Origin of the sequence: Chitinophaga tropicalis, from assembly GCF_009758205.1 — a bacterium.
Lineage (GTDB): Bacteria > Bacteroidota > Bacteroidia > Chitinophagales > Chitinophagaceae > Chitinophaga > Chitinophaga tropicalis.
Genome location: NZ_WRXN01000001.1, coordinates 1,145,322 through 1,161,372 on the forward strand (window position 1 = coordinate 1,145,322; position 16,051 = coordinate 1,161,372).

Sequence of the window (16,051 nt, forward strand, 5' to 3'; positions counted from 1 at the left end):
TTATCCTGAAGCTCACCGGTTTTGCCGGTGAGCTTTTTTATTCCCCATAACCTTTCTAACTTCACCGGTGATTCTCCTGTTTTTACCGGCAAACGCCCCTGTATTTGCCTTTTAGGGATTGAAGAGTGGCTATGTCTCCATTAGTTTTGTTGAAAAAATAAACACCCCCTATGTTTCGGATCAACCTTCTTCTGTTAGCATTTGTCGCTCTGCCTGCTTGTCTCTGGGCTCAGCAGCGCATCAGCGGGAAGATCACTGATAGTAAAAAACGTCCTTTGCAAGGCGTCAATATATCCATTAAAGATTCTTATGATGGTGGCACCACCGCCGCTGACGGTACCTTCTCTTTCACTACAGATGCCAAAGGAGAACAGTTCATCATTGCCAACCTGCTGGGATACGCTCCACAGGAACAGAAGATATTTATTACTGGTCCGCAGGAACTGAACATTGTACTGAAGAGCTCTATCAACGAGCTGAAAGTAGTGACCATTTCTGCCGGCAGTTTTGAAGCCAGCGGAGACCAGGGTAAGAATACAGTATTGAAACCACTGGATATAGTTACCACCGCCGGCGCTGGTGCAGATATCGTGAATGCCCTGAAAACGTTGCCTGGCACCCAGCAAACGAACGACAGGGAAGGCCTGTTTGTACGTGGTGGCACCGGCTACGAAACCCAGACCTTTATAGATGGATTGCTGGTACGTAATCCTTTCTATTCAGGATTGCCTGATATGCCGGGCAGGGGCCGCTTTTCCCCTTTCCTTTTTAAGGGCACCACTTTCAGCAGCGGCGGTTACTCCGCACAATACGGACAGGGACTGTCTTCAGCCCTGATCCTGGAATCTACAGACCTGCCGCAGCGCTCATCTTCTACTATCGGTGTTTCTGTACTGGGAGTAAGCGGTGGACTGGAGCAATTATCAGCAGATAAAAAAGGATCATACGGTATTGAAGCAGATTATACCAACCTGGGTCCATACCTGGATGTGGTGAAGTCCAGGTTTGAGCCAAGTGTAAATCCGCAGATCGTCGGTACTTCCGCCAACTTCAGAAGAAAGACGTCTGCTACCGGGATGCTGAAGTTTTATGGTTACGGCAACTGGACACATATGGGCTCTTACCGTCCCAGCCTGGAATATGCCGGGTACCGGGAGTTGTATGAGCTGAAGAACCAGAACTTCTATACCAACCTGTCTTACAGGGAAAGCCTGGGGAATGACTGGCGGTTGAATGCAGGTATTTCTTTCAGTGCCAACACAGATAAAATAGACCTGGACACTATCAATAAAGGCGCGTCATCAAGAGTAAAAGGGCAATCGCAGTTAGGGCAGGCGAAGTTTATGCTGTCAAAAGGACTGGGGCTTTACTCTGCGTTGCGTATGGGCGCAGAATACCAGTATGGTGTGGAGAGATCTGCATTCAATGACTGGCATGTTAATTATACAGATAACTATGCTGCTGCTTTCCTGGAAGGAGATATCTATTTCACTCCCCGGTTTGTGGGCCGTGTAGGCGGCAGGATGGAATATTCTTCTGTCCTGTCTAAGGCAAACCTTGCGCCCAGGGCTTCTCTGGCTTATAAGCTGGATAGTTATACCCAGTTCTCGCTCGCTTATGGCGACTACTACCAGAAGCCGGAGCCTCAATACATCCGTTTTCATCATGATATGGAGTACATGAAGGCCACTCACTATATTGCCAGCTTTCAGCGTGTAGCGCCTAACAATACTTTCAGGGTAGAAGCATTCTATAAGAAATATCATGACCTGGTGAAAACAGGCGTGGATACTACCAATGGCGGTACCGGTTATGCAAAAGGTGTGGAAGTGTTCTGGAGGGACCGTAAGACATTCAGGAATATGGATTACTGGATCTCTTATTCCTACCTGGATACAAAGCGCAACTACCTGAACTATCCTTTTGAGGTGCAGCCTGACTTTGCGGCCAAACATACTTTCAGTGTTGTATACAAATACAGTATCACGGCTATTTCTACCAATCTGGGTCTGACGTACAGCTTTTCAACAGGCCGTCCGTTCTACAATCCTAATCTGCCGGAAAGCAAGTTCATGACGCAGCGTACCATGAACTATAATTCCCTCGGGTTCAGCGCCAGTTACCTGACCTCTATCCGCAAGGCTTTTACCATCTTTGTTTTGTCTGTATCCAATGCACCTGATTTCAAGCAGGTATATGGCTACAGGTATTCTTCAGACAAGCTGCGCAGGGAGGAGATCGTGCCTAATATTCCCCGGTTTGTATTTGTGGGAATGTTCATGAACTTTGGAACTGACCGCCGCCAGGATATTCTTAACAACCTGTAAAACTAACATGCAATAATCTTTAAAACCTTACATGATGAAACGTATCTTCTTTCTTTTGAGTTTTGTTTGTGGCCTCACATCATTAACCATGGCACAGAGCGCCCAGTATGAAAATGTAATGACTAAGAATGTGGCCCTGCTGGACGATTCAAGCAGTTATAACCCGCAAAAGCTGCAGGAGCTTGCCAATACTTTTGAGCGTATTGCAGCGGCAGAGAAGTCCCAGTGGCTGCCTTTCTATTATGCAGGTTATTGTTATGTGATGACGGCTTTTATGGAAAAGGATAACAGCAAGAAAGATGTGATTGCAGACAGGGCTGCATTGAATGCAGAGCAGGCAGCGGCATTGAGCCCGGATAACGATGAGATCAACTGTATAAGATCACTGATAGCTACTTCCCGTATTGCAGTAGATCCTCCTTCCCGTGGTATGCAGTATGGCATGGAGTCTGCCAAGTTACTGGCAGAGGCAAACAAGATCAATGGGGAGAACCCGCGTGTGTATTTCCTGATAGGACAATCATTGTATTATACTCCGGAGCAGTTTGGCGGCAGTAAAACAAAGGCAAAGGAAATGTTCCAGAAAGCCCTGGATAAGTTCGGGAGCTTCAAGCCAACCAGCAATATAGCGCCGCACTGGGGTGAGTACCGTACAAAGCAGATGCTGGCAGAGTTGAAATAAGAGACGCTTTTTTCATACATATATTTCAGGGACCCGGGCATTGTTGCCCGGGTTTTCTGTTTTCCCGGCCCTGCTATGCAGTGTCAGTTGTTACATTTACCTTTAACAGGCACTGAAACGATCTGACCCATTATACGTTAACCTTGTAAATCAGATTCCATGAAAACCGTGGTAAATAAGTTAAGCGTGGCATCTACGTCAGCGCTTGTGTTATTAAATACCAGAAGTTTGTTTGAAGCGGGCTGGGGACGCGAGTATCTTTCACATATTGATTTCAGCCAGGTAGAGAAGATGTCGGCAGAAATGGGGAGTGCCGGCCCTTTGTTCGGCGATATATTATTGCTCAGGAAAAAGATGATCAGGTACCTGGTGCGCCAGCTGATGATGCAGCGTTCCTATCAGCAGGTATGTATCCTGGCAGCGGGGCTGGACCCGCTGGGATTGCAGATAGCTGAGAATTATCCTGAACAGCTGAAGGGTATCTATGAAGTGGATAATGCGCATATGAAGGAGAAGAGGGAGATCTACAAACTGATATCTTATAACGATAAGCGGTTGCAGCATGTAGAGGCGGATGTTACCAATACGCAACAGCTTATGGAGGCGTTGATGAGTGCAGGATATGATCCGCAGTTGCCAACGCTGATCGTCTTTGAAGGGATCATACACTATATCCAGGAGGAGCAGTTCCTGCGTACTATGCGGGTGTTTTGCTCACGTATAAGGAATAATGCGGTGGTGATGGAGTACCTGATCCATAATGATGATATTCCTGTGGCTTTTCATCCGGTAATGGAAAGGATGCAGGAGATCATGGAGAAGAATATTGGTACCCGTGTGAGGCAGTATAGCCGTAAGAAGATGCTTAATCTGTTGTCTTTACTGGAAGCGGAAATTGAGGGGGCGTATGATCTTCCTACTGCGGAATATTTATTGAATGGGCAGAACAGGCATTTTCACAATCATGGGGATGGGGCTGTAGAGTTGATTGCGTTCCATATTTAAAAAGAGGGCTGGCCAACGGCCAGCCCGGAATAAGTTATTCAGAAGCCAGTTCCGTTTTCTTCAGCGGATTGCGTGTATTCTCTGCATATATCTCACGTTTTTCAAGTATCTCTAAACAGGTAAAGATAGCCTGACGGAAAGAAGCAGGATCTGCCAGGTTTTTACCGGCTATATCGAATGCGGTTCCGTGATCGGGAGAGGTGCGTACTACGGGTAATCCTGCGGTGTAATTGATACCTTCACCTGATGCCAGGGATTTGAAGGGTATCAGTCCCTGGTCATGATACATGGCCAGTACACCATCAAAGTTGCTATACATATGACGGGCAAAGAAGGCATCTGCGCTGTAGGGGCCAAAGCAAAGCAGGCCATTGCTTTTAGCCTGATTAATGGCAGGGATGATCTCTGTGATCTCTTCTTCACCTATCAGGCCTTCATCTCCGGCGTGGGGGTTAAGTCCCAGTACGGCGATGCGTGGGCTATCTATGCCAAAGTCTTTCACCAGGCTTTCCCTCATCATCTGAAGTTTAGCGAGGATATTGTCTTTTTTCACATACTGTGATACTTCTGCCACCGGTACATGTTCTGTGAGCAGCCCTACGCGCATGTTATCTGCTGTCATGAACATCAGTACATCTTTTGCGTTGAAGGCGTCCCGGAGGTAGGGGGTATGGCCGGTATAGCTGAATTGTTCGCTTTGTATGTTCTTTTTGTGGATAGGAGCGGTGATCAGGCCTTGTATGTGACCTTCTTTCAGGCATTCTATTGCGGCGGAGAGGGAGCGGGCTGCATATTTGCCACCGGCATCGTTCAGTACGCCGGGAGTGATCTGTACTTCTTCTTCCCAGCAGTTGAAGACGTTCACCTGTTTGTGGTTCAGACGGGTGAAGTCTTTTATGGACTGGTAGTTGAAGTTATTCTCGTTCATCAGCTTCCGGTAGAAGTTGATGGTTTTATTGCTGGCAAATATCACCGGAGTACAAAACTCCAGCATCCTGTTGTCTGCAAAGGTTTTTATGATGATTTCGGTACCTATGCTGTTGATATCTCCTACAGTGATACCAATTACCGGTTTATTCGGATGGGTGTTAATACTCATGCTTGTTTGCGAAATAATGGGCAAATATACATATAATAGCCGGGACCAGCTATAGCTGATCAGTTTCTTCCTTATACGGTGATACCATATAAAGCGGCAGGTTTTCCTTAATTTTGCAGGCTTACCATGTATACACTTAAAAAATCGCTGGGTCAGCATTTCCTGAAGGATGAGAACATCTGCAGGAAGATCGTGGAATCATTACCTGTAATGCCAGGGCAACAGATACTGGAAGTAGGGCCGGGCGCCGGCGCTATTACGAAGTACCTGCTGGAGCTGCCTGATGTTCAGTTCAAGGCAGTAGAGCTGGATGCTGAAAAGGTACAATACCTTGAAAATACTTATCCGGCCATCCGCGGAAAGCTGATACATGAAAGCTTCCTGGAAACGCCGGTGCCTTATGAAGGTCAGTTCAGCGTTATCGGCAATTTCCCTTACAATATCTCTTCACAGATCATGTTCCGTGTGCTGGAGTGGAAGCAGCAGGTACCGGTAGTGGTGGGTATGTTCCAGAAGGAGGTAGCGCAGCGTATTGCCGCTACTAAAGGGAAGGAGTATGGTATCCTGAGCGTGCTGATACAGGCATATTACCGGGTAGAGTACCTGTTTGAGGTACATGAGAACTGCTTTAATCCGCCGCCTAAGGTGAAGTCTGCCGTGATCAGGCTGCACCGGCTGGAACAACCGTACGATATTGCGAGCGACCGTAAATTCCTTGTACTGGTAAAAACAGCTTTCAACCAGCGCCGTAAGCAGCTGCGCAATCCTTTAAAAGCATTATTTGACAAAGAATATCTGCAGGACAGCATATTTAACAAGAGGGCGGAAGAGCTCAGTATTGCTGATTTTGCAGCTTTATCCCATAAGATGATATGAGTACGAAAGTATTGGTTAGCGCTAAAGCGCATCGTTATCTGATAGACAGGCTGGAAGAAAAGGGATTCCAGGTAGATTACCTGCCGGCTGTTACTTACGAGGAAGTATTGGCGACTATACATGAGTATACCGGGCTGATAGTTACCACCAGGATGAAGATAGATAAGGCCCTGATAGACCAGGCTGTACAGCTGAAATGGATAGGCCGGCTGGGAAGTGGTATGGAACTGATAGATGTACCCTATGCAGAAAGTAAGGGGATCCAGTGTGCCAGCAGTCCTGAAGGTAACTGTGACGCTGTGGGAGAGCAGGCATTGGGTATGCTGCTCTGCCTGATGAACAATGTATTGAAAAGTAACCTGGAATTGAGAAAGGGGTTGTGGGAGAGAGATGCCAACCGTGGTTTTGAGCTGAACGGGCGTACGGTTGGTATTATTGGTTATGGTAATACCGGTGGCGCTTTTGCCCGCAAGCTGAGGGGATTTGATGTGGAGATACTGGCATATGATAAGTACAAGACCGGTTTCAGTAATGATCATGTGCAGGAAGCAACGATGGACCAGCTGTTTGCGAAAGCAGATGTGGTGAGTGTGCACCTGCCGCTTACGGAAGAGACCCGGCACCTGGCTAACGCTGAGTTTTTCAGGTCTTTTCAGAAGCCTGTATGGTTTATCAATGCGGCCAGGGGGAAGATCGTAGATACTGCTGATCTGATCATGGCATTGGAAAGCGGTGTTATTTCCGGCGCCTGCCTGGATGTGCTGGAAAATGAGAAGCTGGCTACTTATGATGCGAGGGAGGAGGAACAGCTGGAGCGGTTACTGCAGTTGCCTAACGTGGTGCTGACCCCGCATATAGCAGGGTATTCTCATGAGGCCAGTGTGAAGATGGCGAGGATAGTGCTGGAGAAGCTGAAAGTGATCTGAGTGATATAGCTTAGCCTGGTATTATAAATATTGTAAATGTGACAATATTTGTTTCCCGTAGTGTGGAATGAGAAGTGAAAATATATTATATTTGCGGTATACCAATTTTCTTACAACGCTTCTGTGCAAACGGAGGCGTTGATTTTTTTTTCTTATTCAAAAACATAACGTTATGTCTGGTATAAACTACGTTACCAAAGAGACCCTGGACCAGATGCGGGAGGAGCTCAATTTTCTCAAGACCAAGGGCCGGGCAGAGATTGCCAGGGCAATTGCTGAGGCGAGAGAGAAAGGTGACCTCAAAGAAAACGCTGAATATGATGCAGCGAAGGAAGCGCAAGGCCTGCATGAGGCGAAACTGGCTTCTCTTGAATCTGCCATTGCTACCGCACGGGTAGTGGAAGCTGATTCCATTGATACCTCTAAAGTATCCATATTATGTAAAGTTACCATTACTAATATGGCGAATAAAAAGACAGTTACTTATCAGCTGGTGTCGGAAAAGGAAGCTGATCTGAAGTTGAACAAGATCTCTGTGACCTCGCCGATAGGTAAGGGGTTGCTGGGGAAGCAGGTGGGAGAGATTGCGGATGTGCAGGCGCCTAATGGCAGTCTGAGATTTAAGATAGATAATATTACTATATAGATATATTATTAGAGTAAAAGAGAAAGCTTCCGCCTTTGGCGGAAGCTTTCTCTTTTAAGGGGAGGGCTGGCCTGCGGTAGCTGGAAATAAGAGGTGAGGGGCGTTTTTTTGTGCCTGTACTTTTATACCTTTACGCCTAACAAATTCAAACCCATGTCTGTTTTCACGAAGATCATCAAAGGCGAGATTCCCAGTTATAAAATTGCAGAAAGTGACGATTTCTATGCTTTCCTTGACATTTTCCCGCTTGTGAAGGGGCATACATTGATTGTTCCCAAAATGGAAGTAGACAAATTTTTTGATGTGACGGATGATCTGCTGGGAGAGTGGTTGTTGTTTGCCAAACCTATTGCGCGCTCAATAGAACGTGCTTTCCCATGTAATCGTGTAGGAGTGAGCGTTGTAGGTCTTGAAGTGCCGCATGCCCATATGCATCTGATACCTATTAATACGGCAGATGATATGAATTTTTCGAGGCCTAAGCTGAAACTGTCTGAGGAGGAATTCAGGGCTATACAGGGGCAGATTATAGCTGGCCTGGCACGTTGAACCGGAATCCTACACCGTGCAGCGTTTCTAGTTTAATTGCCGGATCAGATTTGAAGTGCTTTCTGAGTTTAGTAATGAATACGTCCATACTTCTTCCGAGGAAGTAATCATCTTTACCCCATACATGGAAGAGTATTTCTTCGCGTTTGAGGGTTTTGTTTGCATTATCACAGAGGTATTTGAGCAGGTCTGCTTCCTTCTGGGTGAGCGTACTTGAAACTTCTCCGTTCTTTTCACGGAGGATGAGGTCATTATAGTCAAATGTGAGTTTGCCTATATGATATTGCGTACGTTTTTCAGCGGGAGCATTGGACCCGGCTTTGGTCCTTTTCAGGAATACCTCTATGCGCAGCAGGAGTTCCTGCATGCTGAACGGTTTGGTAATGTAATCATCTGCACCGGTTTTGAAGCCTTTGATCTTATCTTCATCCAGTGCTTTTGAGGTCAGAAAGAGAATAGGAATGAAGTCATTTTTCCTTCTTATTTGTTCAGCCAGTGTGAAACCATCTTTTTTAGGCATCACAACATCCAGCAAACATATGTCGAAGGTCCGTGACTGGAACTGTTCCCAGGCCATTTGTCCGTCTGTGCTATGTACAACGTCGTAGCCCGCTTCTTCTAATCGTTTCTTTGTTACCGCACCAACATTCTGATCATCTTCCACCAATAGGATTCTTGCTTTCATAGCTTGTGATGCTGATTATATAAATACCATAATTCATCATGGTGTATCGCTCCAGGTACCATAAACGGGAGCATTAATGAAGATTTTGATTCAAAGTAAATACAATTTATTAACTTATGGAAAAACCTTATTCTTAAACCTGTAATTATCCTATAATTCTTTCGGGGTGCTGTTGTAGGAATTGGTCCCATCCTTTGTTTTTACGTGTATCCGGTATTATGCTCGACTCCTGGAAGAAATGGCATACCGCTACAGCCAGCGCATCGGTAGCATCCAGGAAATCGGGACGTTCAGAGAAATGTAAGATTCTTTGCAACATTTGCCAAATCTGCTCTTTATCAGCATTACCATTTCCGGTAATAGACTGTTTTACTTTTTTCGGGGAATACTCAGTAACCGGCACCCCTGCCTGCATAGCTGTAGCAATAGCTACGCCCTGGGCACGTCCAAGCTTCAGCATACTCTGCACATTCTTGCCAAAAAAGGGAGCTTCAATCGCACAGGAAACCGGTTTGTGCAGCTGTATCAGTTCATTTACACGGGCGTGTATCAGTTGCAGCCTTTCGTAGTGGTCTTTGTGACGGGACAATTTCAGCACATTCATTTCCAGCAGGCTGGCTTTGGAATTTTCCACCAGTATAAGTCCGTAACCCATTACAAGTGTGCCGGGGTCTATGCCCAGAATTATTTTTGACTTGTTTGCCAACCACAGTTTATTTTTGCCAAAATCTTGATGTCTGAACAAAAATACCAAAATAATTCTCAATTACCTGCTGGGAGCAGTGCTTTTTACCTGGTTAGCCTACTCTATCTATACACAATTGCTACACCAACCTGATTTAAGCGCTTCTTTAAGGAAGATGGCCACCACTTTACAGAGTAAAGGCGTTGTAGCCCTGGTCCTGGTACTCATTGGCATGTTCCTGAACTGGGGGCTGGAAGCCCGGAAATGGCAGATGCTGATCCGGCCATTGCAGGAAATGTCCTTTTTACGTGCGTTCAGTGCCGTACTGACAGGGGTTTCTTTTTCTGTCAATACTCCCAACCGGATAGGTGAATATGGAGGCCGGGTACTGTATATCAGGAATAACCAGAGCAAGCTGAAAGCGATTGCAGCTACGGCGGTGGGGAGCTTCAGTCAGCTGATCATCACTATTATCTTTGGGTTAAGTGGCCTGATCTTTTATATCAATAAATTCCCTCTGGTGGCGGAAAATGGCTATTTTGCCCCACATTTCTGGGAGAAAATCCTGGTAGGAGTGCTCCTGGTTATTTGCGCCTTGGTCTTATTGTTATATTTTCGGTTACAAATCATCCTGGCTATATTTGAAAAGATCCCAATGCTCAGAAAGGCCAGGGTATTTGTGCAGATCATTGTTCGTTACTCCGCCGGTGATCTGGAACGTTTACTGGTGCTTTCTGCCCTCCGTTATATGGTCTTCTCGGCACAGTATTTGATTTTGCTTGATACATTGGGCGTGGAAATGCTGTGGTGGCAGGGTTTTCTGATGAACGCTGTTATCTACCTTATAATGGCCCTGGTCCCTACTATCGCCATTGCGGAACTTGGATTAAGAGGAAAGGTCAGCCTGTACTTTATGGGGCTGTTAAGCTCAAACAGCCCTGCTATCATCGCCGCAACTGTCGGCATCTGGTTAATTAACCTGATCCTGCCAGCAGTACTTGGAAGTGTGTTGTTGCTGGGAATAAAAGTTTTTAAGGAAAAATAACTCACCGATGAGGTTTATTTTACTCGTATTTTTAAGTCTGGTTGCTATCCGCCCTGTAATTGCACAAAATGAATTTTGTGGTATCTCCAATACCAGCTTCAGAGCTGGAGAAAGCATCACGTTCAAAGTATACTACAACCTGGGCCGCCTTTATGTAGGCGCCGGCGAGGCAGTATTTACCTGCGCACTGGAAAAGTTGAACGGTAAGGACGTTTATCACGTTACAGGGGATGGGAAAACCTTCCGTACCTATGACTGGTTCTTCAAGGTAAGAGACAAATATGAAAGCTATATTGATACCGCCAGCCTCAAACCCTACCGTTTTGTACGTAATGTGAATGAAGGCGGTTATAAGATATACAACAACGTTAGCTTTGACCACACTCAGCACACCGCTACCAGCACCAACGGCACCTTTAAGACCACGCCCTGCATCCAGGACGTGATCAGCGCCATCTACTACGCGCGCAATATCAACTTCGACAAATATAAACCGGGGGACAAGATACCTTTCGACATGTTCCTGGACGATAAGATCTACAATATCTATATCCGTTATATAGCCAAGGAAACGGTAGAGACCAAGTTTGGTAAGTTCCGGGCCATCAAATTTGCCCCGTTGCTTATTAAAGGTACCATGTTTGAAGGAGGAGAAAAGATGAACGTCTGGGTGAGCGACGATGGTAATAAAGTGCCGCTGCGTGTAGACAGTCCTATTTCCGTAGGCAGCATCAAAGTGGATATGGTGGCCTATAAAAACCTTCGTTATCCGTTTACTTCCCTTATCAGGAAGTAAGAACGGCCTCGTCTTTTAGACTAATTTTAACTTTCTCTGTGCGGCAGATTCTCATCATTGCTCTGTAATAGTCCTATATTTGTTTGTACATTAATACTTTATTGAATATGGAAGAACGTAAACCAAAAATATTGCTGGCAGAAGACGATACCAACCTTGGTATGGTATTGAAGAATTATCTCGAACTGAATGATTATGAAGTGGAACTGTGCAGGGACGGTATCCTGGCACTGGCTGCATTCAGGCGTGAGAAATTTGACATCTGCCTGCTGGACATCATGATGCCCAATATGGATGGTTTCAAACTGGCTGAAGAGATCCGTGATGTAGATCCGGATATTCCCCTCTTCTTCCTGTCTGCCAAAACAATGAAGGAAGATATTATCCAGGGATATAAACTGGGCGCAGACGATTACATTGCCAAACCATTTGACAGTGAGTTACTGCTGCTGAAGATCAAAGCTATCCTGAAACGTAACCAGGAGCTGAACAGCAAAGAGGAAGACCAGCATGAATTCAAAATAGGCCGTTATGAATTCAATGCCCGCCTCCGTACGCTGAACAGGGAGGGTGATTCTCACACGCTTTCTCCTAAGGAGAACGAGCTGCTGCGCATGTTGTGTGAACATAAGAACGACCTGCTGCCGAGAGAACTGGCCCTGAAAAAGATCTGGGGCAGTGACACTTACTTTAACGGCCGCAGCATGGACGTATACATCGCCAAGCTGCGTAAATACCTGAAAGAGGACCCTAACATTGAGATCGTGAATATCCATGGCAACGGGTTCCGCCTGGTAGTGAAAGATTAACTGAGCTACGCTTCATAAAGAAAGCTCCCGGCGAAGAGGTTTGCTGCTCCGTCTGGAGCTTTCTGTTTGTTATGACATAGCCGGCATTGTGTGCAGTGCAAGAAAAAACAGCATAAGTGAAATGAAACTTTTACTCATAGAAGATGAACCTTCCGTAGTATCCTTCATCCGTCGCTACCTGACGGAAGCGGGGTATGATGTGAGTGTAGCGCTGGATGGGCATTCAGGCCTGCAAATGGCTACTGAGAATTCCTTTCAGCTGATCATCCTGGATGTAATGCTGCCGGGTATGAACGGGATAGCTGTTTGTAAAGAGCTGCGCAAACAGCAGAACAGCACTCCCATACTGATGCTGACAGCCCTGGGATCGACAGAGAACGTAGTGGCAGGCCTGGATAGCGGAGCGGATGATTACCTGGTAAAGCCATTCAAACAGGCAGAGCTCCTGGCCCGTATCCGCTCTCTGCTGCGCCGGAAAACGGATGCAGGCACAACGGCCGATCTGAAGAGTAATAACAATAACAGCAATGTGCTGCGGGTAGCCGACCTGGAACTGGACCTGAACACCAGGAGCGCCAGCAGGATAGGAGAAACCATCACCCTCACCGCTACTGAATACCGCCTGCTGGAATATATGATGAGAAACCCCCGCCGGGTGCTTTCCCGTATGGAAATACTGGAAAACGTATGGGGAATAGATTTTAATATGAACACCAAAGTGGTGGACGTATATGTAAATTACCTGCGGAAGAAAGTCAACCGCAAGGGGCAGCCCGCCCTGATACAGACCGTGGTGGGAATGGGTTACATGCTTAAAGAGGAAGAATGAAAATACGCCAGAAGATCCTTATTCTGTTTACAGCGCTGACAGTGTCTATCATTGTCTTAATGTCTGCTTTTGCCTACTACCTGATAAGCCGTCATTCTTTTGAAGACTTCTACAAACGGCTGGAGATCAGGGCATACATTGCGGCAAGAGCTACGCTGACAAACGATAAGGAGAACAGCGCTACCTACGCAGAGCTGAGAAGAGCGCACCTGGAAAGGCTTCCGTTTGAACAGGAATATATTATCCATATAGATTCTACCGGTAACATACCCCGGAAGGCGATGCCCAAAGAGCTGCCCGCCACCTTCTACTCCAGGGTGAAGCTGAATGGCAAGGCTACTTACCGCAATAAGAACACGTTTTATGAAGGCGTGCTTTATGACAGTGAGCTGGGAAGTCATATAGTGATCATATCTGCCCAGAACGCCTATGGCGCAGAATACATGGCAGAACTGAAACGCATACTGCTTATCTGCCTGGCTATAGCTGCAGTGGTAGTGGTAACGGCAGGTCTTTTCTTCTCCAGGTATATACTCCGGCCCGTACGTCATATCACCTACCAGGTGAAGAACATCAGTGCTCATAACCTGCACCTCCGCCTGGGAGCGCGTGACAGCAAGGACGAGATCAGCGAGCTGTCGCAGACCTTCAACAATATGCTGGACCGACTGGAAACAGCCTTTGAAACACAGAACAACTTTGTCAGCAATGCGTCTCATGAACTGGGCACTCCACTTACAGCCATTATAGGAGAAGCAGAGCTGGCTCTTAATAAACAAAGACCGGAAGAGGAATACAGACAATCACTCGAAGTGATATTAAGAGAAGCAGAAAGACTGGAGCATATTACCAAAAGCCTGTTAAGTCTTGCACAGACAGGATTTGACGGCAAGAGGGCGCAGCTGAAGAAGCTCCGTACAGATGAGCTTATCTTTATTGTGAAAGACACTATAGACCGTATTAACCCGGAGAACCAGGTAGAAATAGATTATACCATGCTGCCGGAAGATGAAGATAAACTGGTGGTACTGGGCAATGAGCAGCTCCTGCAACTGGCGCTGAGCAATATTGTACAGAATGCCTGCAAGTACTCCAACAATCAGCCGGCCTCTATTGCGCTGGCTGCCACAGATAAGAACAATCTTATTATCATCAAGGATAGTGGCATTGGTATCCCGTCTCAGGACCTGCCCTTCATATATGATCCTTTCTTCCGGGCTTCTAATACGGAAGGATATAAGGGATATGGTATAGGCCTGCCCCTGGCCCGTAATATTATACGCCTGCACGGGGGGAATATTGTTGTGAACAGTCAACAGAATAAGGGAACAGAGATCAGGATCTCACTGCCTACATATATTGCCGCCAAGCCCGAATAGTGCCGGTTCTTACCGTTTTCTTACCTCATTTTTACCGCTGTCTTACCCCAACAGGATTTTCTTACCTCATTTTTACCTCATTTTTAAACCGCTTTTATCTTCTCCTTACCTGTTGCTAATACGGTGCTGGTAGTTTTGTGTTATAAAACAAAGCATATGAAGCAAGTATTGATTCCTACCGATTTTTCCATCAGGTCTCTTCGTGTGGTACACGGTGTTGTAGAACGCTTTGGCGGGGAACCACTGAACATTGTCCTGATGCATGCCATAGAGATGCCATCATCCATTATGGACCTTATGATGTTGTCCAGGAGATCTTCCCATTATGATCTGCTTACTACAGACTATAAAGATGCATGTGAAATACTCCGTAATAAATATGCCTCATCCATACGCTCACTTAAAACTGAGTTCCTGGTAGGTAACAGCAACGGCGTATTCCGCAATTTCCTGCTCTATCATAATATAGATGCCATAGCATGCGCTGCCAAAGAAGAATTCCGTAAAGCGGGAGAGAACAGCTTTAACCCGGCGGAGCTGATCAAAAAAAGCAAATACCCGGTGCACTATATCTCCCTGGCGCCAAGAAAAGAGAGATACCTGGTATCTGCTATGTCGGAACTGTTTGAAGTATAAGATGAACTAAAACCGTTGCATATGTTGCTGAAAAAAAATATCCCATTCAAATATGTTTTTGGGAAAATAAAATATGAGGTGTTGCTTGTAGCGGTATATACGCTCGTCATAGTGCTGCTGCATGACAAGTTCAACCTGAAAGATATGGTCATTCCATTGTCTGTGCCCATGATCATGGGAACTGTCATATCCCTGCTGCTGGCATTCCGCTCTAACCAGGCGTATGACAGGTGGTGGGAAGCCAGGACCGTCTGGGGAGCTATTGTAAATGACTCCCGTACATTTTCCAGGCAGATACTTTCTTTCATGGATAATTCCTATGGCTCGGAAGAGATAGAGCATTTCCGAGAAAGAATGGTGCGGAGGCAGATAGCATGGTGCTATGCCCTGAGCCAGCAGTTACGTGGATTAGACCCGCGGGAAGGACTGGAAAGGCTTATTCCTAAAAGGGAAGTGACATTTGCATGCAGGTATGCGAATGTGCCTATGGCGTTGCTGGAACTGCATGCAAGAGATCTTAACCATGCGTTGAAGAATGAATGGCTGAATGCTTATCAGCAGGTAGAAATAGATAAAACGATCAGCCGTTTGTGTGATTCAATGGGTAAGTGTGAAAGGATCAAGAACACGGTGTTCCCTGCTACTTATAGCCTGTATATTCACTTTGCCATGAACTTCTTCATTATGTTGCTGCCGTTCTCGCTGATCGAGTACTTTGGTTTCTTTGAAGTGCCTATGGTAGTTGCTATTTCTTCATCTTTCCTGCTGATAGAGAAGATGGCGATACACCTGCAGGACCCGTTTGATAACAAGCCTACAGATACGCCTATGACGGCTATTTCAAGAAATATAGAAAGAGATCTGAAGCAGATGCTCAATGATCATCATGTACCTGAACATACAACTGTTGAGCGGCAGTATTACGTTATGTAAAGCTACATAGATTCGAGGTTGATACCTGGTTGAAGACGGAGGCGGGCTGGCGCTAAAAGGAACAAAAGGTTAAATTAATGACGGAAATCAAGGGGACAAGCAAGCGTCAGTCCGTTATCCATACTAATGAGTGAGTTTTAATCT

The 16,051-nt window shown here is 46.0% G+C and carries 17 protein-coding genes; 14 read left to right on the forward strand and 3 right to left on the reverse strand.

Annotated elements, in window-relative coordinates:
• Positions 1–170 precede the first annotated feature (170 nt).
• The 3 genes from GO493_RS04875 (at position 171) to GO493_RS04885 (ending at position 4,014) form a co-directional block, all read left to right on the forward strand.
• On the forward strand, positions 171–2,327 hold the full coding sequence (locus GO493_RS04875; protein WP_157304970.1) for a TonB-dependent receptor: 2,157 nt from the start codon (positions 171–173) through the stop codon (positions 2,325–2,327).
• Between the two features lie 31 nt (positions 2,328–2,358).
• A complete protein-coding gene (locus tag GO493_RS04880) occupies positions 2,359–3,009 on the forward strand; it encodes a hypothetical protein (RefSeq protein ID WP_157304971.1) in 651 nt (216 codons plus the stop codon).
• A gap of 159 nt (positions 3,010–3,168) precedes the next feature.
• Positions 3,169–4,014, forward strand: a complete 846-nt coding sequence (locus tag GO493_RS04885; RefSeq protein ID WP_157304972.1) for a class I SAM-dependent methyltransferase — start codon at positions 3,169–3,171, stop codon at positions 4,012–4,014.
• 34 nt (positions 4,015–4,048) lie between these two features.
• Here the strand turns inward: GO493_RS04885 and pdxA are convergent, their stop codons facing one another.
• The gene (pdxA, locus tag GO493_RS04890) at positions 4,049–5,113 is read right to left on the reverse strand and encodes a 4-hydroxythreonine-4-phosphate dehydrogenase PdxA (RefSeq protein WP_157304973.1); all 1,065 of its coding nucleotides are present in this window, start codon (positions 5,111–5,113) and stop codon (positions 4,049–4,051) included.
• Positions 5,114–5,239: 126 nt separating this feature from the next.
• On the opposite strand from pdxA, the gene rsmA reads away from it, so the two are divergent.
• The 4 genes from rsmA to GO493_RS04910 all read left to right on the forward strand — a co-directional run bounded on the left by rsmA (position 5,240) and on the right by GO493_RS04910 (position 8,110).
• Complete coding sequence (gene rsmA / locus GO493_RS04895; RefSeq protein ID WP_157304974.1) at positions 5,240–5,989, forward strand: 16S rRNA (adenine(1518)-N(6)/adenine(1519)-N(6))-dimethyltransferase RsmA; 750 nt, start codon at positions 5,240–5,242, stop codon at positions 5,987–5,989.
• Positions 5,986–6,915 carry an NAD(P)-dependent oxidoreductase gene (locus tag GO493_RS04900; protein ID WP_157304975.1) on the forward strand — a complete coding sequence of 310 codons (930 nt, stop codon included), beginning with the start codon at positions 5,986–5,988 and terminating at the stop codon, positions 6,913–6,915. The genes rsmA and GO493_RS04900 overlap by 4 nt, the downstream gene beginning before the upstream one ends.
• A gap of 172 nt (positions 6,916–7,087) precedes the next feature.
• Positions 7,088–7,561, forward strand: coding sequence for a transcription elongation factor GreA (gene greA, locus GO493_RS04905; RefSeq protein WP_157304976.1), 474 nt, complete (start codon positions 7,088–7,090; stop codon positions 7,559–7,561).
• Positions 7,562–7,714: 153 nt separating this feature from the next.
• Entirely contained in the window at positions 7,715–8,110 is a 396-nt protein-coding gene (locus tag GO493_RS04910; protein ID WP_157304977.1) for an HIT family protein, read from the forward strand.
• On the opposite strand, the gene GO493_RS04915 is transcribed toward GO493_RS04910, so the two are convergent.
• On the reverse strand, positions 8,088–8,795 hold the full coding sequence (locus GO493_RS04915; protein ID WP_157304978.1) for a response regulator transcription factor: 708 nt from the start codon (positions 8,793–8,795) through the stop codon (positions 8,088–8,090). The two genes, GO493_RS04910 and GO493_RS04915, sit on opposite strands and share 23 nt — an antisense overlap.
• Before the next feature lie 145 nt (positions 8,796–8,940).
• Positions 8,941–9,501 (reverse strand): crossover junction endodeoxyribonuclease RuvC, encoded by a 561-nt coding sequence (gene ruvC, locus GO493_RS04920; RefSeq protein WP_232538737.1) that lies wholly within the window; start codon positions 9,499–9,501, stop codon positions 8,941–8,943.
• 67 nt (positions 9,502–9,568) lie between these two features.
• On the opposite strand from ruvC, the gene GO493_RS04925 reads away from it, so the two are divergent.
• From GO493_RS04925 to GO493_RS04955, 7 genes are all read left to right on the forward strand, one after another.
• Entirely contained in the window at positions 9,569–10,525 is a 957-nt protein-coding gene (locus GO493_RS04925; RefSeq protein WP_232538773.1) for a lysylphosphatidylglycerol synthase domain-containing protein, read from the forward strand.
• 7 nt (positions 10,526–10,532) lie between these two features.
• Positions 10,533–11,321, forward strand: a complete 789-nt coding sequence (locus GO493_RS04930; RefSeq protein WP_157304981.1) for a DUF3108 domain-containing protein — start codon at positions 10,533–10,535, stop codon at positions 11,319–11,321.
• Between the two features lie 107 nt (positions 11,322–11,428).
• Complete coding sequence (locus GO493_RS04935; protein WP_157304982.1) at positions 11,429–12,130, forward strand: response regulator transcription factor; 702 nt, start codon at positions 11,429–11,431, stop codon at positions 12,128–12,130.
• Positions 12,131–12,251: 121 nt separating this feature from the next.
• The gene (locus GO493_RS04940; RefSeq protein ID WP_157304983.1) at positions 12,252–12,959 is read left to right on the forward strand and encodes a response regulator transcription factor; all 708 of its coding nucleotides are present in this window, start codon (positions 12,252–12,254) and stop codon (positions 12,957–12,959) included.
• Positions 12,956–14,338, forward strand: a complete 1,383-nt coding sequence (locus GO493_RS04945) for a sensor histidine kinase (protein ID WP_157304984.1) — start codon at positions 12,956–12,958, stop codon at positions 14,336–14,338. The genes GO493_RS04940 and GO493_RS04945 overlap by 4 nt, the downstream gene beginning before the upstream one ends.
• A gap of 156 nt (positions 14,339–14,494) precedes the next feature.
• Positions 14,495–14,974: a hypothetical protein gene (locus GO493_RS04950; RefSeq protein WP_157304985.1), complete on the forward strand. Its 480-nt coding sequence runs from the start codon at positions 14,495–14,497 to the stop codon at positions 14,972–14,974.
• 21 nt (positions 14,975–14,995) lie between these two features.
• Complete coding sequence (locus tag GO493_RS04955) at positions 14,996–15,907, forward strand: bestrophin family protein (protein WP_157304986.1); 912 nt, start codon at positions 14,996–14,998, stop codon at positions 15,905–15,907.
• Positions 15,908–16,051: the final 144 nt, after the last annotated feature.